The sequence below is a fragment of the Yimella radicis genome (assembly GCF_054778255.1).
In genome coordinates this window covers 1-22835 of the sequence record NZ_BAAGZR010000010.1, presented here as the reverse complement: position 1 = coordinate 22835, position 22835 = coordinate 1, and the positions used below count along the sequence as shown (strand labels likewise).

At 67.4% G+C, this 22835-nt stretch carries 21 protein-coding genes; 19 read left to right on the top strand and 2 right to left on the bottom strand.

Annotation, left to right across the window (positions count from 1 at the left end):
• Window positions 1-6 precede the first annotated feature (6 nt).
• The gene (locus ACYU8W_RS09575; protein WP_499469101.1) at window positions 7-306 is read right to left on the bottom strand and encodes a hypothetical protein; all 300 of its coding nucleotides are present in this window, start codon (window positions 304-306) and stop codon (window positions 7-9) included.
• Between ACYU8W_RS09575 and ACYU8W_RS09570 the strand changes: the two genes are divergently transcribed.
• From ACYU8W_RS09570 to ACYU8W_RS09545, 6 genes are read left to right on the top strand one after another with little or no spacing between them, the layout of a single operon-like run.
• Window positions 245-919, top strand: coding sequence for a septum formation family protein (locus ACYU8W_RS09570; protein ID WP_240795937.1), 675 nt, complete (start codon window positions 245-247; stop codon window positions 917-919). The genes ACYU8W_RS09575 and ACYU8W_RS09570 overlap by 62 nt on opposite strands.
• A gap of 10 nt (window positions 920-929) precedes the next feature.
• Complete coding sequence (locus ACYU8W_RS09565) at window positions 930-1940, top strand: uroporphyrinogen decarboxylase/cobalamine-independent methonine synthase family protein (protein ID WP_499468608.1); 1011 nt, start codon at window positions 930-932, stop codon at window positions 1938-1940.
• 14 nt (window positions 1941-1954) lie between these two features.
• Window positions 1955-4153 carry an NAD-dependent DNA ligase LigA gene (gene ligA / locus ACYU8W_RS09560; RefSeq protein ID WP_499468607.1) on the top strand — a complete coding sequence of 733 codons (2199 nt, stop codon included), beginning with the start codon at window positions 1955-1957 and terminating at the stop codon, window positions 4151-4153.
• On the top strand, window positions 4146-4652 hold the full coding sequence (locus ACYU8W_RS09555; RefSeq protein WP_499468605.1) for a mycothiol transferase: 507 nt from the start codon (window positions 4146-4148) through the stop codon (window positions 4650-4652). The genes ligA and ACYU8W_RS09555 overlap by 8 nt, the downstream gene beginning before the upstream one ends.
• Window positions 4653-4661: 9 nt before the next feature.
• Window positions 4662-5570: a DUF3626 domain-containing protein gene (locus ACYU8W_RS09550; RefSeq protein ID WP_499468603.1), complete on the top strand. Its 909-nt coding sequence runs from the start codon at window positions 4662-4664 to the stop codon at window positions 5568-5570.
• Between the two features lie 9 nt (window positions 5571-5579).
• Window positions 5580-6023: an NUDIX hydrolase gene (locus ACYU8W_RS09545; RefSeq protein WP_499468601.1), complete on the top strand. Its 444-nt coding sequence runs from the start codon at window positions 5580-5582 to the stop codon at window positions 6021-6023.
• 41 nt (window positions 6024-6064) lie between these two features.
• On the opposite strand, the gene ACYU8W_RS09540 is transcribed toward ACYU8W_RS09545, so the two are convergent.
• Window positions 6065-6784 carry a hypothetical protein gene (locus tag ACYU8W_RS09540; protein WP_499468600.1) on the bottom strand — a complete coding sequence of 240 codons (720 nt, stop codon included), beginning with the start codon at window positions 6782-6784 and terminating at the stop codon, window positions 6065-6067.
• 87 nt (window positions 6785-6871) lie between these two features.
• Here ACYU8W_RS09540 and ACYU8W_RS09535 point away from each other — a divergent pair, with 87 nt between their 5' ends.
• From ACYU8W_RS09535 to cimA, 13 genes are all read left to right on the top strand, one after another.
• Window positions 6872-8404: an SDR family NAD(P)-dependent oxidoreductase gene (locus ACYU8W_RS09535; RefSeq protein ID WP_499469083.1), complete on the top strand. Its 1533-nt coding sequence runs from the start codon at window positions 6872-6874 to the stop codon at window positions 8402-8404.
• Window positions 8405-8466: 62 nt separating this feature from the next.
• Window positions 8467-8763 carry an Asp-tRNA(Asn)/Glu-tRNA(Gln) amidotransferase subunit GatC gene (gene gatC / locus ACYU8W_RS09530; protein WP_129624839.1) on the top strand — a complete coding sequence of 99 codons (297 nt, stop codon included), beginning with the start codon at window positions 8467-8469 and terminating at the stop codon, window positions 8761-8763.
• Window positions 8764-8819: 56 nt separating this feature from the next.
• A complete protein-coding gene (gene gatA, locus ACYU8W_RS09525; protein ID WP_499468598.1) occupies window positions 8820-10334 on the top strand; it encodes an Asp-tRNA(Asn)/Glu-tRNA(Gln) amidotransferase subunit GatA in 1515 nt (504 codons plus the stop codon).
• Complete coding sequence (gene gatB / locus ACYU8W_RS09520) at window positions 10334-11839, top strand: Asp-tRNA(Asn)/Glu-tRNA(Gln) amidotransferase subunit GatB (protein WP_499468596.1); 1506 nt, start codon at window positions 10334-10336, stop codon at window positions 11837-11839. The genes gatA and gatB overlap by 1 nt, the downstream gene beginning before the upstream one ends.
• Before the next feature lie 84 nt (window positions 11840-11923).
• Window positions 11924-12871 carry a 2-hydroxyacid dehydrogenase gene (locus tag ACYU8W_RS09515; protein ID WP_499468594.1) on the top strand — a complete coding sequence of 316 codons (948 nt, stop codon included), beginning with the start codon at window positions 11924-11926 and terminating at the stop codon, window positions 12869-12871.
• A gap of 4 nt (window positions 12872-12875) precedes the next feature.
• Window positions 12876-13877, top strand: coding sequence for a hypothetical protein (locus ACYU8W_RS09510; protein WP_499468592.1), 1002 nt, complete (start codon window positions 12876-12878; stop codon window positions 13875-13877).
• Window positions 13878-13879: 2 nt separating this feature from the next.
• Window positions 13880-14383 (top strand): SixA phosphatase family protein, encoded by a 504-nt coding sequence (locus tag ACYU8W_RS09505; protein ID WP_499468590.1) that lies wholly within the window; start codon window positions 13880-13882, stop codon window positions 14381-14383.
• Between the two features lie 172 nt (window positions 14384-14555).
• Window positions 14556-16451 carry an acetolactate synthase large subunit gene (locus ACYU8W_RS09500; protein ID WP_499468588.1) on the top strand — a complete coding sequence of 632 codons (1896 nt, stop codon included), beginning with the start codon at window positions 14556-14558 and terminating at the stop codon, window positions 16449-16451.
• A 34-nt stretch (window positions 16452-16485) separates the two neighbouring features.
• The gene (gene ilvN / locus ACYU8W_RS09495; RefSeq protein ID WP_499468586.1) at window positions 16486-16998 is read left to right on the top strand and encodes an acetolactate synthase small subunit; all 513 of its coding nucleotides are present in this window, start codon (window positions 16486-16488) and stop codon (window positions 16996-16998) included.
• Between the two features lie 54 nt (window positions 16999-17052).
• Complete coding sequence (gene ilvC / locus ACYU8W_RS09490) at window positions 17053-18087, top strand: ketol-acid reductoisomerase (protein WP_499468584.1); 1035 nt, start codon at window positions 17053-17055, stop codon at window positions 18085-18087.
• A 400-nt stretch (window positions 18088-18487) separates the two neighbouring features.
• Entirely contained in the window at window positions 18488-19558 is a 1071-nt protein-coding gene (locus ACYU8W_RS09485; protein ID WP_499468582.1) for a 3-isopropylmalate dehydrogenase, read from the top strand.
• A gap of 102 nt (window positions 19559-19660) precedes the next feature.
• A complete protein-coding gene (locus ACYU8W_RS09480; protein ID WP_141927934.1) occupies window positions 19661-20758 on the top strand; it encodes a branched-chain amino acid aminotransferase in 1098 nt (365 codons plus the stop codon).
• Between the two features lie 326 nt (window positions 20759-21084).
• A complete protein-coding gene (gene cimA / locus ACYU8W_RS09475) occupies window positions 21085-22680 on the top strand; it encodes a citramalate synthase (RefSeq protein WP_499468580.1) in 1596 nt (531 codons plus the stop codon).
• Window positions 22681-22835: the final 155 nt, after the last annotated feature.

Genomic DNA, 22835 nt, shown 5'->3' with positions numbered 1-22835 from the left:
GCGAACTCATGCAATGGCGGGCGTGGCTGCTGCCGCGATGTTGACCCTGTCCGCCTGCGGCGGAGGGGACGCACCGACGATCGGAACGGGACCCGGCACGAGCGGTAACGGTGGTTCGCCGACTTCTGCGACCTCGACGGCGCCGTCGTCGCCCGCGTCGCCGACGGCGTCGTCACCCACCTCGTCCTCGCCCACGTCGTCCTCGCCGACCTCCGAACCGCGCACGTTCGCCGCCGGTGATTGCCTGGAGTCGAGTCGTGACCCGAAGAAGGTCGACTGTTCACAGCCGCACAAGCTCGAGGTCACCGCAGTGGTGCCGAACTCCGAGCACACCGGTGACCTGGTCAAGAGGGCAGCGTTGCGCAACTACACCTGCCAGGGCGAGGCACCGAAGTACACCGGTGGCCCGGCATTCGGCACGATCCTCATCTCCGACCAGGTGGGCACGTCGGCCGACCCGAAGTCGGGCGAGCAGTTCGTCTGCCTGGTGGCCAAGACGACCGCAGACGATTCGGGATACGAGTCGGTCCAGGGAAGTCTGAAGGGGATCGTCACCAAGGAGGGTCTGGCGAAGTACGCCTTCTGCACCACCGACAAGGCGAGCGGCGATCCGGGCAAGATCGTCCCGTGCACTCAGCCGCACGTCTCGGAGTCGTTCGGCGGGTTCCAGAACACCCCGTTCGGCCCGTACCCGGGTGAGGACAAGATGAAGAAGACCGCCCTCGACAAGTGTCGGCAGATGGGTAAGGATTTCCTGGGCTCCACCCGCGGCGACATCGTGATCTCGCAGAACAGCTCCGGCCCGAACCCGTGGGCCAAGGGCACACAGTTGACGGCCTGCTTCGTGCAGACGGACGGCACGAAGGTCACCAAGACGATGAAGGGCATCGGCAACAAGCCACTGTCGTCGCTGAAGTAGCCTCGGGCGGGTGAGCATTTCCCCGGCGTTCAGCGCCATCGGCAGCATGCCGGGCACCGACGTCCGGGAGACGGTCCGCGTGGTGCGAGACCTGTTCGACGGCAACGGTATTCCGTTCCTGCCGGAGCTTCCCGCACGCGGCCCGGGTGCCGACATGATCGGACGTTCTGCGGCGCGACTCGCCGGCCTCGGTGTCGATCTGCAACCGTCCGGCTGGCGACTCACCGATGCGAACGGTCTCGACGCCCGTCGCGCCCAGGCCTTTCTTCGCGAGGACCTTGATGAGTTGGCGGAGGCGTTCGACGGGTACGAGGGCCCCCTGAAAGTGCAGTGGAGCGGACCCTGGACGCTCGCCGCCTCGGTGTCGTTGCCGCGCGGCGAACGAGTGCTCACCGACCGCGGTGCCACGCGGGACCTGCGCGAATCCCTGTCCGAGGGCGTCCGTAGCGCGCTCGCCACGGTTCGGCGTCTGGTCCCCGGCGCGCAGTTGATCCTGCAGTGGGACGAGCCGTCGTTGCCTGCCGTGCTGGCCGGGGCGCTGCCGACCGCGTCCGGTTACGGCAGGGTGCGTCCGGTCGACCAGTCGGTGGTCGTGGACGGGCTGTCGGCTCTCGTCGCTTCGATCGAGGACGCCGCCGCCCAGGTGCTGCATTGCTGCGCGCCCGGAGTCCCGGTGCCGTTGCTGCGCCGAGTCCACGGGCTCGATCTTGCCGTGGACACGTCCCTGGTCAAGCCCAGGCAGTGGGACGGGGTCGCCGAACTGGTCGAGTCCGGACGTCGGTTGTGGGCGGGTGCCGTGCCCGCCGACGGTTCGGTCACCAGGCCCGAGCAGATCAGCGATCCGCTGGTGCGCACGTGGCGCTCGGTCGGGCTCACCGGAGCTGACCTGCGCACGACGGTCCTCACGCCCGCCTGCGGGCTCGCCGGCTCGAGCCCGGAGGCGGTTCGGGCGTTGTTCAAGGTACTGGCGCAGGCAGCTGAACGGCTCGGCGAGGAGTCGGAGAGCCTGTCGGGGTCCTGAGGCAGGATTGGGCTGTGCAGAACGAGACCGACGTACCCGAGGCCGCCCGCCACGAATGGACCGAACTGGTCGAGCAGGTCAACGACCACCAGTTCGCCTACTACGTCAAGGACGCACCGACCGTCAGCGACGCCGACTACGACCGGCTGCTGCAGCGGATCGAAGCGCTGGAAGAACAGCACCCGGTCTTGCGCTCGCCTGACAGCCCCACGCAGCGGGTCGGCGGCACGTTCAGCACCGAGTTCGCCCCGGTCAAGCATCTCGAGCGGATGCTCAGCCTCGACAACGTCTTCTCCGAGGATGATCTTCGCGAATGGCTCGCGCGCGCCGAACGCGAAGCCGGCGGCGATATCAACTTCCTGTGCGAACTCAAGATCGACGGCCTGGCGATCAACCTGCTCTACGAGGACGGCGCGCTCACCCGGGCGACCACCCGCGGCGACGGCACCACGGGTGAGGATGTCACGCTCAACGCCCGCACGATCGATGGAATCCCGTTGCGGCTGAAGGAAAACGGTGACGCGCCGATGCCGAAGGTGGTCGAGGTGCGTGGCGAGGTGTTCCTCCCGGTGGAGGCGTTCCAGCAGCTCAACGCCGACCTCGTCGAGCAGGGCAAGCCGCCTTACGCGAACCCGCGCAACACCGCTGCGGGCTCCCTGCGTCAGAAGAATCCGAAGGTCACCGCGTCCCGGCCGCTGCAGATGTTGGTGCACGGCATCGGCCATCGCGAAGGCTTCACAATCGAGCGGCAGAGTCAGGCGTACGACCTGCTGCGAGCCTGGGGGCTGCCGGTCACCGAACGTTCGAAGGTGGTTGCGACGCCGGACGAGGTCGTGCAGTTCGTCGAGTACTACGGCAAGCACCGCCACGATGTCGAACACGAACTCGACGGCATCGTCGTGAAGGTCGATGAGGTGCCGGCGCAGCGCGCGCTCGGCAACACCTCCCGAGCTCCTCGCTGGGCGATCGCCTACAAGTACCCGCCGGAGGAGGTCAACACCAAGCTGCTCGACATCCGGGTGAATGTGGGTCGCACCGGCCGGGTGACCCCGTACGGCGTCATGGAGCCGGTCAAGGTCGCCGGGTCGACCGTCGAGATGGCGACGCTGCACAACGCCTTCGAGGTGAAGCGCAAGGGCGTGCTGATCGGCGACACGATCGTGCTGCGCAAGGCCGGAGACGTCATCCCGGAGATCCTCGGCCCGGTCGTCGACCTTCGCGACGGGTCGGAGCGCGAGTTCGAGATGCCCACCGAATGTCCTTCGTGCGGAACGACATTGGCGTACGAGAAGGAGGGCGACAAGGACATCCGCTGCCCCAACTCCCGCATGTGCCCGTCCCAACTGCGCGAGCGGATGTTCTCCCTCGGGTCGCGTGGTGCGTTCGACATCGAGGCGATGGGTTGGGAGGCCGCGATCGCGTTGACCGACCCGGAGCACGGGCGTCCCGACGACGCGTCCGACGAACCCAGCAAGCCGGTGCTGTCGTCCGAAGCAGGCCTGTTCGACCTGTCGGTCGACGACCTCGCCGACGTGCAGGTGTGGCGCCGTCGCAAGAAGGCCGGGGTCGAGCAGCCGGCAGCCAAGGAGCCGTTCTTCTTCACCAAGGCGACGAAGGCGAAACCGGCCGCGCCGCGAGCGACGACCGACAAGCTGTTCCAGGAGTTGGAGAAGGCCAAGCAGCAGCCGCTGTGGCGGGTGCTGGTCGCATTGTCGATCCGGCACGTCGGGCCGACTGCCGCGCGGGCGCTCGCGACCGAGTTCGGTTCGCTCGAGGCGATCCGGGATGCGGACGTCGAAGCGCTGTCGTCGACGGAGGGCGTGGGTCCTGTCATCGCCGAAGCGGTTCGTGAGTGGTTCGACGGCGAGGGCAGCGACTGGCATCGCGAGATCGTCGACCGCTGGGCGGCAGCTGGGGTGCGGATGGCCGACGAGCGCGACGAGTCGATCGAGCGGACGCTCGAAGGGCTCACGGTCGTGGTCACCGGATCGCTGGAGGATTTCACCCGTGACGGCGCGAGGGAGGCGGTGATCGCGCGCGGCGGCAAGGCGGCGGGATCGGTGAGCAAGAAGACCGACTTCGTCGTCATCGGTGCCAACGCCGGCTCGAAGGCGGCCAAGGCCGAAGAACTGGGCGTACCGATTCTGGACGAGGACGGTTTCAAACAGCTTCTGGAGAACGGTCCTGCGCAGACGGCTGATTCCGATGACTGACAACGCGATCGGCCTGCAGGACGTCCTGTGTCACATCGACCTCGCTCTCGACGGAATGTGCGCCACGCTCGAAGGACTCGGTGACGACTTGGTCAACGTCCGTCCCGACCTGCCCGGGGCCAACTCGCCGTACGTGCTCGTCCGGCACTGCTGCGGCGTGATCGAGCACTGGGGCGCAACGGAACTGGCCGGTCGCACGACCGGTCGCGACCGCGACGCCGAGTTCACGTCGTCCGGCACCGTCGCCGACCTGGTCACTCTCGTGCGCTCGCAACGCGCGCAACTGCACAGCGATCTGGCCGCCTTCGACGGTGAAGCCTCCGCGCTCAGAGCAGGGGAGCGCGACGGCTACACCGCACCCGAACGGGCTGCGGTGGCGACGAAGGGCGGCGTTCTGATGCACATCTACGAGGAGCTTGCCCAGCACCGCGGCCACCTCGACATCACCGCCGACCTCCTGCGCCGGATGCCCGCGACTGACTCGCCGACTTCTCTCTAGCCTGCATTCATGCAGAGTCAGTGGGCGCGCGACGCAGTCGCACATGTCGACCCTCGCTGTGCAGGGGAGCCCCTTGCGAGGCATCACCGCATCACCTTCAACTTTCACCCTGATCGCGGGTTCGGCGGAGTCGAGATCCTCGAAGCGATGCTCGCCGACGGCGAGTACCGCTCCCAGTTCGTCACAGGCACGTCCAACGGCGGATTGACCGCACACATCGGGGGCGACCGGTGGCGTTGGGAGCAGTCGCTGTTCGGCGGCGCCTACGACGAAGCACCGGCAGGAGAGCGTCCGAAGTACGGCGCGTTGAACCACCGGTATCGGACGCTCGGCGGTGCGCCACGATTCGGATCGGCCCATCTTCGGTTGAAGGAACACATGCTCGACCGGGCCACCTTCTGCTTCCCGGACTCTGCGCTGTCGCCGGCGAGGTTCGCCACCGCGCGCCGATTCGGACTCTGGGACGCCGTGACCCATCACGAGGAGTCGATGCAGACCGGCGACAACAACCAGGAAGTCCTGTACGACCCGCTGGACGGTTACGTCGAAGCCCAGGTGCACGGGCGAGTGCTGCTCGATCAGGATGTCGAGGCGCTCGTCCTCGACCCCTGCTTCCGAGCAACTCCCGTCGAAAGGCGGGCACAGGCCCTCGGCCTGCCGATCGAGTGGCACGAGGGCCGGGTGCTGCACACCGACGTCCTGCAACACCAGATCGACTATCGCGGCGGCGAGCCGGTCCGCATCGGCCTGCAGATCGCCGAGCGTGATCTGATCGACGCCCGCATCATCGGCGACGCCGTCTGCACGGGTCGCTTCGAGGTGCAGCCCATGAAGCAGTTGTGGCACCTGACCGCGCAGTGGGGTTCGCCGGCCGGGAGCGCCGACCTGGTCCGCAGGCGCGTCGGCAACGTCTGGTAGACCGGCGCCATGCACTTCACCGAGTACGACACCCGGCTGGCGGCGTACGCCGCGGTCGTCGACGACAACGACCGGATACTGCTGAGCTATTGGAACGGGGAAGGCCGGTTCGCGCCGTCCTGGACGATGCCGGGCGGCGGGGTGGAGTTCGATGAGGACATCCCGACGGCGATCGTGCGTGAGGTCTCCGAGGAGACCGGGTTCGCGGTCGAGCTGGGGGAGTTGCTGCTGGTCGACACCTGGTTCCGCGAGGAGGGCGAGCGCGGGCGCCCCTTCAAGGCCGTGCGCGTCGTGCACCATGCCCGCATCACCGGCGGCACCCTCGGCACCGTCGAAGAGGGGGGCAGCACCGACGAAGCCCGGTGGTTCCCGATCGCCGAGGTTGCGGGTTTGGAGCGGACGGCGCTGGTCGACGTCGTGATCACCGCGCTACGCGGCGGCCGGCCCGACTGAGACAGCCGCGCCGGCCACCCGCGAAGCGTTGGCGCGCCGACTCATGTGATCGTCACGTGACCGCGACCGTCCTGCTGGCGTGCCGCCACAATGCTGTCGCGGCCGGCCTGACCCTGCCCGAGCACCACGGAGAGTTCGTCGGCGCCGATGATCGTCAGCGGCACGATGTCGACCAGCCCGTCGGCCGTCGCCACCTGAGCGGCGCGCCCGGCGGCAGGGATGCCGATGAGTGCGCCCGCGGTGCCGTGCTCGGTGAGCAGGGCGTCGGGGATGTCGGTGCCGTCGAGCGGCAACTCCATCGACGCGACGCCGTACTGCCTCAGGTGGCCGCTGATGCCCTGCATGTTGGCGACGTTCTGGGCGAAGTTCTCGATTGCGGCGAACATCCAACTGCCGCGAAGGTCTTCGAACTGCGCGCCCACCAGGGCCGGCGACTCGATGTAGACCTCGCAACCGAATCCGGGTCCGGTGCCGTCGGGGGACCGGTCGGCGAGACCGTCGGAGGCGATGATCACCGTGTTCGGCGTGCGCACCACGCGGTAGGCCTGGCGGGTGTTGGGCCAGGCCGGCGCCCCTTGGAACATCGGGTTGATCAGGTAGGTGATGACGTCATCGTCGACGTCGCCGATCTGAGCCCAGTAGTCGTCGATCTCGCGGTGACTCCCGTCGTGGTCAAGGTCCCCAGCGGCGTCCGCCGCATCCGCTTGCTGCGCCCCTGCATGGTCGTCCTTCTTCTTCCGGCCGAACAGGCCCATGAGCATGCCTCTCTCGTTGCGGGTCGGTATCCGTTGTGTGCGACCCGAGCCTAGGTCGGCTCGATCGAGCATCGGGCCTACGCTGCGGTGGTGATTTCTCCTGACGACGACGCAGCATCGGGGGTCGACGGTTCCCAGCGGATCGATCCCGACGACCTCGCCGCGGCGCTTCGGGTGCTCGAGCAACTGCCCGGTCTGCCCGCGGGACACCCCGACATCGAGGCGGTCAAGCGCGCCTCGCAGCGGATGTTCAACCGGGTGCGCAAGGCCCGACGTGCCGCCGCGCGGCAGGAACGGCAGGCGCCGCTACGAGCAGCCGACGAGGAAGTGCTCGCGGCGACGGCAACGGGGTCACCGATGCGCATCGACGACGAGACGAACGGCATCCTGCTGCAGGCCGACCAGCCGGGAAGCGTTGCAGGACAACTGAATTTCCCGCGGGGTTGCTACATCTGTCACTCGAAGTACACGCAGGTCGACGCGTTCTACCACTGGCTGTGTCCTGCCTGCGCGGCGAAGTCGCACGCCAAGCGCGACCCCCACACCGACCTTCGCGGCAAGCGTGCCCTACTGACCGGGGGGCGGGCCAAGATCGGCATGTACATCGCGCTCATGCTGTTGCGCGACGGCGCCGACCTGACCATCACCACCCGGTTCCCGAAGGACGCCGTCCGCCGGTTTCGGGCGATGCCCGACGCGGACGACTGGATCGACCGGCTCACCGTCGTCGGCATCGACCTGCGCGACCCGGCCCAGGTCGCCGCGCTCGCGCAGGAAGTCGCTGCCGCCGGCCCGCTCGACATCCTGATCAACAATGCAGCACAGACGGTGCGGCGCAGCCCCGGCGCCTACTCCCACCTGGTCAATGCCGAAACCCTTCCGCTGCAAGACGATTCGCGGCTTCCGACACAGATCACCTTCGACCGCACGAGCCAGGCGCACCCCGCGCAACTGGTCAGCTCCCTGGCCACGGACGCGGTCGCGCACCACGGCAACGACGACACCCATCACGAGGCTGCGGCGCTCGCCGCCGCGGAGTCGGCACGGGTGCTCTCGGCCGGAAGCGCCAGCCTCGAGGCCTATCTCGCGGGCACGGCGGTCGACGCCGGGGGTCTGCTGCCCGATCTGGCCACGAGCAACTCGTGGACCGACACCGTCGACCAGGTCGACCCACTGGAACTGCTCGAGGTTCAACTGTGCAATTCGGTCGCACCGTTCATTCTCGTGTCGCGGCTTCGGCCGGCGATGCGGGCCGCGGTGGAGGCGGGCGCGCGCCGTGCCTATGTCGTCAACGTCTCCGCGATGGAAGGACAGTTCGGGCGTCGCTACAAGGGCGCTGGCCACCCGCACACCAACATGGCCAAGGCCGCGCTCAACATGCTCACCCGCACCAGTGCGCAGGAGATGTTCCAGACCGACCAGATCCTGATGACCGCCGTCGACACCGGTTGGATCACCGACGAGCGCCCGCACGACCAAAAATTGCGCATTGCCGGTGAGGGTTGGCATGCGCCGCTCGACTTGGTCGACGGTGCCGCTCGGGTGTACGACCCGATCGTGCAAGGGGAGCGGGGCACCGATCTTTACGGCGTTTTCTTGAAGGACTTCGAGCCACACGACTGGTGATGCGCCTTGGTGGAGCCCGGAGGCCGACCTGAGCACGGAAGACAGCGCCCTAGACTGATGCCATGCCTTCGCTGTCCCGCGACGAGGTCGCGCACGTCGCCATGCTTGCCCGCATCCAGTTGTCCGACGCCGAGCTCGACAAGCTCGCCGGGCAACTCGAACAGATCGTCGGGTTCGTCGGGCAGGTGAACGACATCGCGGCCGACGACATCCCGCCGATGTCGCACCCGCTGCCGCTCACCAATGTCACCCGTCCCGACGAGGTGCGCCCGAGCCTGACCCAGCAAGAGGCGCTCTCCGGTGCGCCCGCGTCCGACCTCGGCCGCTTCGAGGTGCCGCGCATCCTTGACGAGGACTGAGCGAGCGCTCCACCCGAGATCACCGACCTGCCCAGACCGTCACGATTGGTTCTGACTTGACCGACATCATCACCTCGACCGCGGCCGAACTGGCCGACGCGCTCGCCCGCAAGGAGCTCAGCGCCGTCGAAGTCACCCAGGCCCACCTCGACCGCATCGCCGCCGTCGACGGCGACGTGCACGCATTCCTGCACGTCGACGCCGAGGGCGCACTCGCCGCCGCCCGCGACATCGACGAGCGCCGCGCCGGCGGCGCCGACCTGCCGACCCTCGCCGGTGTGCCGATCGCCGTCAAGGACGTCGTCGCCACCAAGGGCCAGCCGACCACCGCCGGATCGAAGATCCTCGAAGGCTGGATCCCGCCGTACGACGCCACGCTGGTGTCGCGGTTGCGGGCAGTCGGCATGCCGATCCTCGGCAAGACCAATATGGACGAGTTCGCGATGGGTTCCTCCACCGAACACTCCGCCTACGGCCCGACCCGCAACCCCTGGGACCTCGACCGCATCCCCGGCGGTTCGGGTGGTGGCTCCGCGGCCGCCGTCGCTGCTTTCGAGGCGCCGCTGGCGATCGGCACCGACACCGGCGGATCGATCCGTCAACCCGCGTCCGTCACGGGCACCGTCGGCACCAAGCCGACCTACGGCGGCGTGTCCCGCTACGGCCTCATCGCGCTGGCGAGTTCGCTGGACCAGGCCGGCCCCTGCACCCGTTCGGTGCTCGACGCGGCGCTGCTGCACGAGGTCATCGGCGGCCACGACCCGCTGGACTCGACCTCGATCGACGCACCGGTCCCGCCGGTCGTCGAGGCCGCCGGCCGCGGTGAGGTAAAGGGGATGCGTGTCGGCATCATCAAGGAGATCTCCGCAGACGGTTTCGCGCCGCAGGTGAAGGCGCGCTTCGAGGAGTCGGTGAAGCTGCTCGAAGAAGCCGGCGCCGAGATCGTCGAGGTTTCCTGTCCCTCGTTCGAGAAGGGCCTGGCCGCGTACTACCTGATCCTGCCGAGCGAGGCGAGTTCGAACCTCGCTAAGTTCGATGCGATGCGGTATGGCCTGCGCGTCCCGCCGAACGGCGTCGACAGCCCGAGCGCTGAGCAGGTCATGGCGGCCAGCCGCGACGCCGGCTTCGGCGACGAGGTCAAGCGCCGCATCATCCTGGGCACCTACGCGCTCAGTTCCGGCTACTACGACGCCTACTACGGCCAGGCACAGAAGGTGCGCACGCTGATCGCGCGCGACTTCGCCGCCGCGTTCGAGAAGGCGGACGTGCTGGTCACCCCGACGGCGCCGACCGTGGCGTTCAAGATGGGGGAGAAGCTGGACGACCCGATGGCGATGTACCTCAACGACGTCGCCACCATCCCCGCGAACCTTGCCGGGATCCCGGGCATGTCAATCCCGAACGGCCTCGCCGAGGACGGCCTGCCCAGCGGCTTCCAGATCCTCGCGCCGGCGACCAAGGACGAGCGTTTGTACGAAGTCGGCGCCGCATTGGAGCGAATGCTGTTGTCGCAGTGGGGCGCTCCGATTCTCACGAAGGCGCCGGCACTCGGCGGAAAGGCGGCGAACTGATGAGCACCCACGTCGACGACGTCGTCGACTACGACGAGGCGATTGCCACGTACGACCCGGTGATGGGTCTCGAGGTGCACGTCGAACTGAACACCAACACCAAGATGTTCTGCGGCTGCGCGACCGAGTTCGGCGCCGAGCCGAACACCCAGGTCTGCCCGGTCTGCCTCGGTCTGCCCGGCGCCCTGCCCGTGGTGAACGAGAAGGGCGTCGAGTCGGCCATCCGCATCGGCCTGGCGCTCAACTGCGAGATTGCGCAGTGGTGCCGCTTCGCCCGGAAGAACTACTTCTACCCGGACATGCCGAAGAACTTCCAGACCAGCCAGTACGACGAGCCCATCGCGTTCAACGGTTACCTCGACGTCGAGTTGGAGGGCGGCACCGTCTTCCGGGTGGAGATCGAGCGCGCCCACATGGAGGAAGACACCGGCAAGGCGCTGCACGTCGGCGGTTCGACCGGCCGCATCCAAGGTGCTGAGTACTCGCTCATCGACTACAACCGGGCCGGTATCCCGCTGATCGAGATCGTCACCAAGCCGATCACCGGCGCCGGTGAGCGTGCGCCGGAGATTGCCAAGGCGTACGTCTCGACGCTGCGTGACCTGATCAAGGCACTCGGGGTCAGCGACGTCCGGATGGAGCAGGGGTCGATGCGCTGCGACGCCAACGTCTCGCTGATGCCCAAGGACGCGGATAAGTTCGGCACCCGCACCGAGACCAAGAACGTCAACTCGTTGCGTTCGGTCGAGCGTGCGGTGCGTTACGAGATCAGCCGGCACGCAGCGGTGCTGAACTCCGGCGGATCGATCCTGCAGGAGACCCGCCACTGGCACGAGGACACCGCAGTCACCACGTCCGGTCGACCGAAGTCGGACGCCGAGGACTACCGGTACTTCCCCGAGCCCGATCTCGTACCGGTCGCGCCGACTCGCGAGAGCGTCGAGCAGTTGCGCACCACCCTGCCCGAGCCGCCGGCCCAGCGTCGCAAGCGTTTGCAGAAGGACTGGGGCTACAGCGATCTGGAGATGCGCGACGTGTTGAACGCCGGCGCCGTCGAACTGATCGAGGAGACTGTCGCCGCCGGTGCGTCACCCGCCGCCGCCCGCAAGTGGTGGACCGGCGATCTCGCACGTCGCGCGAACAACGAGGGCAAGGCCGTCTCCGACTTCGGCGTCACCCCAGCTCACATCGCCGAGCTCGACTCGATGATCAAGGCCGGACGTCTGAACGACTCGATGGCCCGCCAGGTCATGGAGGGCGTCATCGCCGGCGAGGGTTCGCCGACCCAGGTCGCCGACGCCCGCGGACTCGAACTCGTTCAGGACGACAGCGCTCTTGAAGCCGCCGTCGACAAGGTCATCGAAGCCAACCCGGACGTGGCGCAGAAGGTGCGCGACGGCAAGGTGCAGGCTGCCGGTGCGCTCATCGGTCAGGTGATGAAGGAGATGAGGGGTCAGGCCGACGCCGCCAAAGCGCGCGAGCTGATCATCTCCAAGCTCAGCTGAACGCCGATTGCATCGTTGCGCCCGGACTCTCGCGGTCCGGGCGCAACGCGTTTCAGCGAACGCCTCGCGCGATAGCGTCGGGCCGTGACCGAGAAGAGCGCAGCCCGCCCTGTCGTCAGCGTTGCCCAGCAGGACTGGGCCGACCAACTGACCGACCTCGACGGAGTCGAGTTGGTCGTCTGGGACATGAAGGACGCGCCACCGCGGGACGACATCGAACTGGTCGTGCCGCCGTACATGTCCAACCCGAAGCGACTCGAGCACCTGTGTGAGCTGCCGAGCCTGAAGGCTGTGCAACTGGCGACTGCCGGGTTCGAGCACGCCCTGCCGTACCTACCGTCCGGCGTCGCTCTTGCCAACGGCCGAGGCATTCACGACACGTCCACCGCCGAACTGGCGATCGGGCTGGCCATAGCCTCCCAACGGGCGATCCCGGATGCCGTCCGCGCGCAGCAGTCGGGGCAGTGGCTGCGGCTGGCCGGCCGACCCTCCCTGGCCGACCGGAAGGCGTTGGTGATCGGCTACGGCTCCATCGGACGGATGCTCGTCTCCCGCCTGCAGGTGCTGGAGGTCGACTGCACCGTCGTGGCGTCCAGGGCGCGGGCCGGCGACGACCTGGTGGATCGGGTGTACGGCATCGACGAGATCGATCAGCTGCTACCGGCGGCCGAGATCGTCTTCCTGATCCTGCCGATGACCGACGCCACCCGGCACCTCGTCGACGACGAGTTCCTTGCCGCACTCCCCGACGACGCGCTCGTCGTCAATGTCGCCCGCGGGGGCATCGTCGACACCGACGCCCTGCAGCGTGCCTGCGCAGCCGGCCACGTCCGAGCAGCGATGGACGTCACCGATCCGGAACCCTTGCCTGCGGATCACCCCCTGTGGACGACGCCCGGCGTGCTGATCACACCGCATGTGGGCGGTGCGACGACGGCGTTCACGCCACGGTTGATTCGGCTGCTGCGTAGGGAGATTCCGCACTTCACCGCCACAGGTGAACTCAGCAACGTCGTGGTCGTCGGCGACTGAGACCGTGCAGATCGACCGACGCGACCACGTGCTGCGCGTGGTGACAGCAGTGGGCTGGATCGCACTCGTGCAGGCACTTCTCTTCACCGGGTTCGTCCTCCTGCAATCGACGCCACAGACGCCGTCACTCGTCGTGGTCTCGCCGAGACACACCTGGGCCGGGTACGTCGCCAACCAGATCAACACCGTCGACGGACACCCCGTTCGGGCTTATCTCGGTGGCACCGAGGCCGATGCCTTGGCGGACCTTCGGGCTGACCGTACCCAAGGCGTCCTGCTGGTCGATCCGACCAAGCCGCAGGACTCGCTGACCGTGAGTTCAGCACAAGGGGTCGAGGCGACCGCAGCAGTGCGTGTGGTCGCCGAGGCGGTGCAGCGGGCGTCCTCACGCACCGTCGTCACAGCCGACATCACGACGCCGTCGAGGGAGGACCGCGCGGGACGGCACGGGTACCACCTGGCACTCTCCTGGTTGCTCTGCGGACTCGCCTTCACTCTTGCCGTTCGGCGCGGGCACGAGTCCGTGCACGGACAGCTGAGGGGCGTCGCGATCACCCTGGTCGCGGGAGCCCCGGTGGTTGCTGTCTCGGTAGGAATCGCAGCACTGACGATTCCGGCGTGGGCGGAGGACGCGCCTCGCCTGTTCGTCATCGGTACCGCGACCTTCGTCGTTTCGGCACTGCTTGCCCGGGCAGCGCTCGCCCTCGCGGGTCTCGCCGGCCTGGTCGGGTGGGCACTCGTGCTGACGTTCGTCGTCGCCAGTCCGAGCCGAGCCGGTGCCGAAGGGTTCGGACGCGCCGATGTGCTCTGGCAGCCGATCGGGCCGTGGACACCTCCGGGGCTCGCAGTTTCCGGCGTCCGGCTGGTCGTCCAATTCGGCGAATCACTGTCCGCATCGCACTGGGCGGGCTTCGTCTGGTGGGCGGCGCTCGCAGTTCTGCTCTGCGTGATCGGCTCTGCGAACCGTCCGGGTGTCCACCGGCACGGACGCAGTGACATGCTCTAGCCATGACCACGGACCGCACTCTGATCCTGATCCGTCATGCCAAGGCCGAACCCCACGGTTCGACCACCGACCACGAACGCTGCCTCACCGAGCGTGGTGTCCTGGACGCCCGGGCGGTCGGCGAGTGGCTTCGCGAGAAGTCCCTCAGCCCCGACTTCGTGTGGTGTTCCACATCGACCCGGACGCGCGAGACCTGGGCTGCGATCGTCGAGGCCTCCGGCGTCGGACCGATCGTCGACCATGAACAACGCATCTACGACGCCTCGCCGCGAACGCTGCTGGAGGTGCTGCGCGAGACCCCCGAGAACGCGCACTGCGTCGCTCTGGTCGGCCACGCGCCGGGCGTGCCGGCGATCGCCGCCGCGCTGACCGAGGCAAACGTCGCTGTCGACTTCGTCGACCACTTCGCCACCAGCGCGGTCGCCGTCCTCCGCATCGAGGGGGAGTGGGCCGACCTCGCCCCGGGCGCCACCGAACTCGAACAGGTCTTCGTCGGGCGTGGGTGACCAGCGTCACCCGATCACTATGTGAGACGACCATCTCACATAGTTGACGGTCGTCCAGGTCGCGGACGAAGATCGACACATGGCACGGATTCTCGTACTTCCCAAGCGCGTCAGCTGACTCCGGTCGGTCGACGCGCTCACCCTCACTGCCTTCGGGCCGGAGGGTTTTTTCATGTCCGAGTCCAAAATGACCGAACACACGCAGAAGGTGGTTGCCGTGACAGACACCACGATCCGACCCGCCGCTCGACCGGGACAGCCTGTTCCGTCGCCGGCCCAGGTAGCGGCTCGCGTCCCGCAGGGCGTCCAGGAGATCGCTGATGTGACGGGCGCCCAGGCCCTCGTCCTGGCACTCGAAGCGGTCGGTGTCGACACCGTCTTCGGCATCCCGGGCGGAGCGATCCTGCCCGCGTACGACCCGCTGCTGGACTCGGTGAAGGTGCGCCACATTCTGGTGCGTCACGAGCAGGGCGCCGGCCACGCCGCGCAGGGTTACGCGTCCGCAACCGGTCGCGTCGGTGTCTGCATGGCGACCAGCGGGCCCGGTGCCACCAACCTGGTCACCCCGATCGCGGACGCCTACATGGACTCGGTCCCGATGGTCGCGATCACCGGTCAGGTCAACTCGGCGGTGATCGGTACGGACGCCTTCCAGGAAGCCGACATCCGTGGCATCACGATGCCGATCAGCAAGCACAACTACCTGGTGACGGACGCGGACGAGGTCCCGCGGGCGATTGCCGAGGCCTTCCACGTCGCCAGCAGCGGCCGCCCCGGTCCGGTGCTCGTCGACATCACCAAGGACGCCCTGACGGCCAAGACCACCTTCCGTTGGCCGCCGCTCGTCGACCTGCCCGGTTACCGTCCGGTGACCAAGCCGCACCACAAACAGATTCGCGCCGCGATCGAGTTGATCCGGGCCGCCAAGCGTCCGGTCTTCTACGTCGGCGGCGGTGTGATCCGCGGCGGCGCAGCCAAAGAGCTGCGAGAACTGGTGGAGCTCACCGGGATTCCGCTGGTGACCACGCTCATGGCTCGCGGCGCTGTGCCCGACAGTCATGACCTGCATCTGGGAATGCCCGGCATGCACGGATCCGTCTCCGCGGTGACCGCGCTGCAGAAGTCAGATCTGCTGATCACCCTCGGCGCCCGCTTCGACGACCGCGTCACCGGTCTGCTGGAGTCGTTCGCACCCGAGGCGAAGGTCATCCACGCCGACATCGACCCGGCCGAGATCTCCAAGAACCGAGTGGCCGATGTGCCGATCGTGGGCGACTGCAAGGAAGTCATCAACGACCTGCTCGAGATGCTCAAGGCAGTCGACGGACCGATCGGTGATTACGACGCCTGGCGCGAGCGCACCACCACGTGGAAGCGCGATTTCCCGCTCGGCTTCATCGAGCCGGACGAGGACGGCGCCCTGGCGCCGCAGTACGTCATCGAGCGTCTGGGTGCGATCGCCGGCCCTGAGGCGACCTACGTCGCCGGTGTCGGTCAGCACCAGATGTGGGCGGCGCAGTTCGTGCAGTACGAGCGCCCGAACTCATGGATCAACTCCGGGGGCCTCGGCACGATGGGCTTCGCGGTGCCGGGCGCGATGGGTGCGAAGGTCGCCGAACCGGAGCGCACGGTGTGGGCGATCGACGGTGACGGCTGCTTCCAGATGACCAACCAGGAGCTGGCCACCTGCGTGATCAACAAGATCCCGATCAAGGTCGCGATCATCAACAACAGTTCCCTCGGCATGGTGCGCCAGTGGCAGACGCTGTTCTACGGCGAGCGATACTCCAACACCGACCTGCACACTGCCATCGGTTCGCGGGTGCCCGACTTCGTGAAGCTCGCGGATGCCTACGGCTGCGTCGGCCTTCGCTGCGAGCGTCCCGAGGACGTCGACACCGTCATCCAGCAGGCGATGGAGATCAACGACGTTCCCGTGGTGATCGACTTCGTCGTCGAGCGGGACGCGATGGTGTGGCCGATGGTGCCCGCCGGCGTGAGCAACGACATGGTGACGATAGCGCGCAGCATGGCGCCGGTCTTCGACCGTGAGGAAGAGGGCGAATAATGTTCGGCGGCAACCTGATTCGAGGAGAGCACTGATGGCGCGCCACACACTCTCGGTGCTGGTCGAGAACAAACCGGGTGTGCTCGCGCGCATCGCCGGGCTGATCTCCCGACGCGGCTACAACATCGACTCGCTCGCGGTCGGGCCGACCGAGTTCGAGGAGATCTCCCGCATGACCGTCGTGGTCGATGTGGAGGAGCAGGCGCTGGAGCAGGTGACCAAGCAGCTCAACAAGCTCATCGAGGTGCTCAAGGTCGTCGAACTGGAACAGGCGGCCTCCGTGCAGCGCGAACTGGTGTTGATCAAGGTGCGTAGCGACGCCGCCACCCGTAGCCAGATCCTCGATATCACCCAGATGTTCCGGTGCAACGTCGTCGACGTCACCACCGACTCGGTGGTGCTGGAGGCGACCGGCACGCCGGAGAAGCTCGGCGCACTGCTGAGCGTGCTCGAACCCTACGGCGTCCGCGAGCTCGTGCAATCCGGTCTGGTGGCCGTCGGACGCGGTGGACGGTCGATCACCGACCGTGCCCGCAAAGCCGGCTGAGTTTCCGAAACCCCAAGAACTTCAATCGAATTCGCAACAAGAGGAGAACCAGAAGTGGCTGACATGTTCTACGACGAAGACGCTGACCTGTCGGTGATCCAGGGCCGCAAGGTCGCTGTCATCGGTTACGGCAGCCAGGGGCACGCACACGCCCTCAACCTGCGCGACTCGGGAGTGCAGGTCGTCGTCGGCCTGCGCGACGGCTCGAGTTCCGCGGCGAAGGCACAGGCCGAGGGCCTGACCGTCCTGCCGGTCGCCGACGCCGTGAAGCAGTCCGACTTCATCGTGATCCTCGCTCCCGACCAGGTGCAGCGCCGTTTGTACGCGCAGGAGATCCAGCCGAACCTCGCCGAGGGTGCGGCGCTGCTGTTCAGCCACGGCTTCAACATCCGGTTCGACTACATCAAGCCCGGCGCCGACAACGACGTCCTCATGGTCGCCCCGAAGGGACCGGGGCACCTGGTGCGTCGTGAGTACGTCGACGGCCGCGGTGTGCCGGTGCTCCTGGCGGTCGAGCAGGACGCGTCAGGCAAGGCGTGGGACCTCGCCAAGTCGTACGCGGCGGCGATCGGCGGCCTGCGTGCCGGCGGCATCAAGACCACGTTCACCGAGGAGACCGAGACCGACCTGTTCGGTGAGCAGGCAGTTCTCTGCGGTGGCGCCTCGCAGCTGGTGCAGTACGGCTTCGAGACCCTCATCGAGGCCGGTTACCAGCCCGAGGTCGCCTACTTCGAGTGCCTGCACGAGCTCAAGCTCATCGTCGACCTCATGGTCGAGGGCGGCATCGCCAAGCAGCGCTGGTCGATCTCCGACACGGCCGAGTACGGCGACTACGTCTCGGGTCCGCGCGTCATCGACCCGCGGGTGAAGGAGAACATGAAGGAGGTCCTTGCGGACATCCAGAACGGTGCCTTCGCCAAGCGCTTCATCGACGACCAGGATGCCGGCGCGCCGGAGTTCAAGCAGCTGCGCGAGAAGGGTGCTCAGCACCCGATCGAGGCCACGGGCAAGAAGCTGCGCGGCTTGATGAGCTGGATCAAGGACGGCTCGACCGACTCCGACTACGTCGAGGGCTCGGCCGCACGCTGATCAGCACGGCATGCACTGACTGTCCACGTCGTGAAAGCGGGCTTCCCACCATCGAACTCGTGAGTAGCATCGGTTCTCGTCCCACCGTCGATCACGGTGGACAGGGCTGACCGGCCCGGCGAGCGCGCAACCCCGCACCGCCCGGACCTCGCACTACGTGCATTGACACCGCTGCCCCCGCGGGCAGGCGATATTCCGAGGGTTGATGAGAATGACCGAAGAGCAGATGGACGCACGCCGCGCACTCCAGGAGTCGATGGATCTGCGCGACTGATCCGAGAATCTCTCGTGAGAACCGCCTCTCGCCCCACACGGGCGAGGGGCGGTTCTCGTTGCACGTCAGCTGTCGAAATATGAGACACGCGTACCACCATGCAAGACGCCGATCTAGCATGTGGGCATGAGTGAGACGGGCAGCCGGAACGCCACTGCGGACACCATCGACCTGGCCGTCATCGGCGGGGACGGCATCGGCCCGGAGGTCGTGGCCGAAGGTCTCAAGGTGCTCGACGCGGTCTGCGATGCCAAGGTGGCCCGCACCGAGTACGACCTGGGCGCGCGCCGCTGGCACGCGACGGGGGAAACGCTGCCGGATTCCGTGCTGGAGGAACTGCGCGGCCACGACGCGATCCTGCTCGGTGCCATCGGCGACCCGAGCGTGCCGAGTGGAGTGCTCGAACGCCAGTTGCTGCTGCGCATCCGCTTCGAACTGGACCACCACGTCAACCTGCGTCCGGCCAAGCTGTTCCCCGGCGTCAAGAGTCCGCTGGACGTGAATTCCGTTGCGCCGCAGGGCATCGACTTCGTCGTCGTCCGCGAGGGCACGGAAGGTCCGTACACCGGTAACGGCGGCGCCTTGCGCGTCGGCACACCCAACGAACTGGCCACCGAGGTGAGCGTCAACACCCGTTTCGGCGCTGAGCGCGTCGTGCGCGATGCGTTCGCGCGGGCGCAGGCTCGTGAGCGCAAGAAGCTGACCCTGCTGCACAAGCACAACGTGCTGTCGTACGCCGGGCACATGTGGCGCCGCACGGTCGATGAGGTCGGTGCCGAGTTCCCCGACGTCACCCACGACTACGCCCATATCGATGCAGCGATGATCTACCTGGTGCAGGACCCGTCCCGGTTCGACGTCATCGTCACCGACAATCTGTTCGGCGACATCGTCACCGACCTCGCGGCGGCCGTCACCGGCGGTATCGGGCTGGCGGCGTCCGGCAACATCAACCCCGACCGCAGCACCCCCTCGATGTTCGAGCCGGTGCACGGTTCAGCTCCCGACATCGCCGGCCAGGGCAAGGCCGACCCGACGGCGACGATCCTGTCGGTCGCGATGCTGTTGGAGCACCTCGGTCGCACGGACGAAGCGAGGCGCATCGAGCACGCGGTCGCGGCCGATCTCGCCTCGCGAGGAGATCAGGTGCGCTCGACCGCGCAGATCGGCGACACGATCACCGCGTCGCTCGCCTGAGGCCGATCGTCCGCGATGCTGGCGGCGGCGTAATCTCAGTCACACCCACACGTCTTCTCCGCCGGCCCATCAGAGCGCGGCGAACCTGCAGGAGGATCCTCGATGTCCTTGTCGTTCAGTTCCAACCCCCGTCAGGACCGGGCGAGCGTCGCCGATCGTGCTGCGATCCTGGCGAACCCCGGCTTCGGCGACCACTTCAGCGACCACATGGTGCTGGCGAAGTGGAGCCAGGACGAGGGCTGGCACGACGCCGAAGTGACCGCGTTCGGCCCGATCCAGATGAGCCCGGCTGCTGCGGTGCTGCACTACGCGCAGGAGATCTTCGAGGGCATGAAGGCCTACCGGCACGCCGACGGCTCGGTCTGGACCTTCCGTCCCGAGGCCAACGCTGCCCGATTCGCCCGCAGCGCAAAGCGATTGGCGTTGCCGGTGCTTCCGGAGGAAGACTTCGTCGACTCGCTCAAGGCGTTGGTGCAGACCGACATCGACTGGGTGCCAGAGGCGGCGGACGGCGCGGAGACCTCGCTGTACCTGCGTCCGTTCATGTTCGCGTCCGAGGCCTTCCTCGGGGTTCGCCCCTCGAAGGAGGTCACCTACTGCGTGATCGCCTCGCCCGCCGGGTCGTACTTTCCCGGTGGCGTGAAGCCGGTGTCGTTGTGGATCTCCAACGACTACGCGCGCGCCGGCGAGGGGGGCACGGGCGCCGCCAAGTGCGGCGGCAACTACGCATCCTCCCTGGCCGGTCAGTTGGAGGGCATCGCCGCCGGATGCGACCAGGCGGTCTTCCTCGACTCCTCGACGCATACCTATATCGAGGAACTCGGCGGCATGAACCTCTTCTTCGTCTACAAGGACGGCCGCATCGTCACTCCGGAACTCACCGGCACCATCCTCGAGGGAGTGACGCGCAGTTCGATCCTCGAACTGGCCAAGGACCTCGGCCTCGAACCACAGGAGCGTCGCATCCCGATCCAGGAGTGGAAGGACGGCGCCGAGTCCGGCGAGATCACCGAGATCTTCGCCTGTGGCACCGCTGCCGTGATCACTCCCGTCGGCGAACTCAAGTGGGACGGTGGCTCGTGCGACCATCGCGTCGAGGGGCACAGGGACGAGATCGCGATGAAGATCCGCAAGACACTGCTCGACATCCAGTACGGACGCACCGAGGACACGCACGGCTGGATGACCCGTCTCGCCTGAGTGCCCACGTCGGTCGAACCGGTCACAGATCATGCATCTGTGGCCGGTTCGCGCGTCTCGTGCGAGAAGGTGGGCGACCGCATCCCGAGACGGCGGACCCACGGCGTGGACACCGCTGCCTGGACGTCGGCATGATGTCCGCATGGCAATCATGGGACACGCGGTCACCTCCGCCCTCATTATTTGCTAGCGCGTCGAGCCCGGCTCGACGCGCAACCTCCCGTTACCCCGGGAGGTTTTTCGTTTGCCGGGCCACCCGCACCCGGAACGAGGCGAAGAGCCGGGGCTCGGCAGACACCAAGCCCCCAGAAGACCAGGACTCCACGATGAGCCCCGTAGACACCTTCCACGTGTACGACACCACCATGCGCGACGGCGCTCAGCAGGAGGGACTCAACCTCTCGGTCGCCGACAAGCTGACGATCGCCGGGCTGCTCGATGACCTGGGTGTCGGGTTCATCGAGGGCGGGTGGCCGGGGGCGAACCCGAAGGACACCGAGTTCTTCAAGCTGGCCGCAGCCGGCGAGGTGCCGTTGAGGAACGCTCTGCTGGCGGCGTTCGGGTCGACCCGGCGGGCACACGGCAACGCGGCCGACGACCCTCAGGTGCGAGCGCTGCTCGATGCTCGGACGCCGGTCGTCACCATCGTCGCCAAGTCGCACGTACGGCACGTTCAGGATGCGCTGCGCACCTCGCTCGAGGAGAACCTCGCAATGATCCGCGACACGGTGGCGGTGCTCGTCGGTGAGGGTCGGCGAGTGTTCGTGGACGCCGAGCACTTCTTCGATGGCTACCTCGCCGACCCGGCGTACGCATCCGACGTCGTCCGCTGTGCGACAGACGCGGGCGCCGAGGTGGTGGCGCTGTGCGACACCAACGGTGGGATGCTGCCCAGCCGGGTGTTCGAGGTCGTCCAGAAGGTGCAGGACGCCACCGGCGCACAGCTCGGCATTCACTGCCACAACGACACCGGCTGCGCCGTCGCCAATTCGATCGCAGCAGTCCAGGCCGGGGCGATGCACGTGCAGGGCACGGTCAACGGGTACGGCGAACGTACCGGCAACGCCGATCTAGTGACGGTCGTCAGCAATCTGCAGCTCAAGCTCGGCCGTCACATCATCGATCCGGACGCGCTTCGGAACGCCCTGCACCTCAGCCACGCGATCAGTGAGATCACCAATATCGCCCCCTACGGGCGGCAGCCGTACGTCGGTGCGAGCGCGTTCGCGCACAAGGCCGGGCTACACGCCTCGGCGCTGCGGGTCGACCCTGATCTCTACCAGCACATCGATCCCGCTCTGGTCGGCAATTCGATGCGAACTCTGGTGTCGGACATGGCCGGTCGCGCCAGCATCGAACTCAAGGGCAAGGAGCTCGGCTACGACCTCACCGACCGTCCGGAGCTTCTCGCGCGGGTGGTCGAGCGAGTGAAGGGCATGGAGCAGGACGGCTGGACCTTCGACGCCGCGGACGCGTCCTTCGAACTCCTGTTGGTGGAGGAGGTGGACGGCGCCCGGCCGCGCTACTTCGACACCGAGTCGTGGCGGTGCATCATCGACTCGTCGCCCGGTGACCTGCCCGCGCTGGCCGAAGCGACGGTGAAGATCCACGCTGCGGCGGAGCGGCACGTGGCGACGGGGGAGGGGAACGGTCCCGTCAACGCGCTGGATCACGCTCTGCGAGAAGCACTTTCGGCCACCTACCCCGAACTGGCGTCCTTCGAGTTGATCGACTTCCGGGTGCGCATCCTGGACGCGGCCACCGGTACGGACGCCACCACGCGCGTCCTCATCGAGACCCGCGACGCCGACCGCACCTGGACGACCATCGGCGTCGCTCCAAACATCGTCCATGCCAGCTGGCTCGCCCTCGTCGACTCCTTCAGCTACGGCTTGCTCAAGCGCGGGGTTCAGCCGAGGTAACTCGAAATGCACCAGGTGACTGCGTATACGGCGTTCCCTCGTGTGTCATGACGCGTCACTTCTGGGACACATGAATGTCGTCACTTCCGGGACACTGTGCCGGGCTTGTACCGGGGGACGGTCGTGAAGTGCTTGGTGGGTGGCGGCCAGGCGAC

What these genes read in the sequence shown, in the direction of transcription:
- ACYU8W_RS09555 (WP_499468605.1), top strand. Translation starts at nt 4,146, where the DNA reads ATGACTGACAACGCGATCGGCCTGCAGGACGTCCTGTGTCACATCGAC.
- ACYU8W_RS09550 (WP_499468603.1), top strand. Translation starts at nt 4,662, where the DNA reads ATGCAGAGTCAGTGGGCGCGCGACGCAGTCGCACATGTCGACCCTCGC.
- ACYU8W_RS09545 (WP_499468601.1), top strand. Translation starts at nt 5,580, where the DNA reads ATGCACTTCACCGAGTACGACACCCGGCTGGCGGCGTACGCCGCGGTC.
- ACYU8W_RS09540 (WP_499468600.1), bottom strand. Translation starts at nt 6,784, where the DNA reads ATGCTCATGGGCCTGTTCGGCCGGAAGAAGAAGGACGACCATGCAGGG.
- gatC (WP_129624839.1), top strand. Translation starts at nt 8,467, where the DNA reads ATGCCTTCGCTGTCCCGCGACGAGGTCGCGCACGTCGCCATGCTTGCC.
- gatB (WP_499468596.1), top strand. Translation starts at nt 10,334, where the DNA reads ATGAGCACCCACGTCGACGACGTCGTCGACTACGACGAGGCGATTGCC.
- ACYU8W_RS09505 (WP_499468590.1), top strand. Translation starts at nt 13,880, where the DNA reads ATGACCACGGACCGCACTCTGATCCTGATCCGTCATGCCAAGGCCGAA.
- ACYU8W_RS09500 (WP_499468588.1), top strand. Translation starts at nt 14,556, where the DNA reads ATGTCCGAGTCCAAAATGACCGAACACACGCAGAAGGTGGTTGCCGTG.
- ilvN (WP_499468586.1), top strand. Translation starts at nt 16,486, where the DNA reads ATGGCGCGCCACACACTCTCGGTGCTGGTCGAGAACAAACCGGGTGTG.
- ACYU8W_RS09485 (WP_499468582.1), top strand. Translation starts at nt 18,488, where the DNA reads ATGAGTGAGACGGGCAGCCGGAACGCCACTGCGGACACCATCGACCTG.
- ACYU8W_RS09480 (WP_141927934.1), top strand. Translation starts at nt 19,661, where the DNA reads ATGTCCTTGTCGTTCAGTTCCAACCCCCGTCAGGACCGGGCGAGCGTC.
- cimA (WP_499468580.1), top strand. Translation starts at nt 21,085, where the DNA reads ATGAGCCCCGTAGACACCTTCCACGTGTACGACACCACCATGCGCGAC.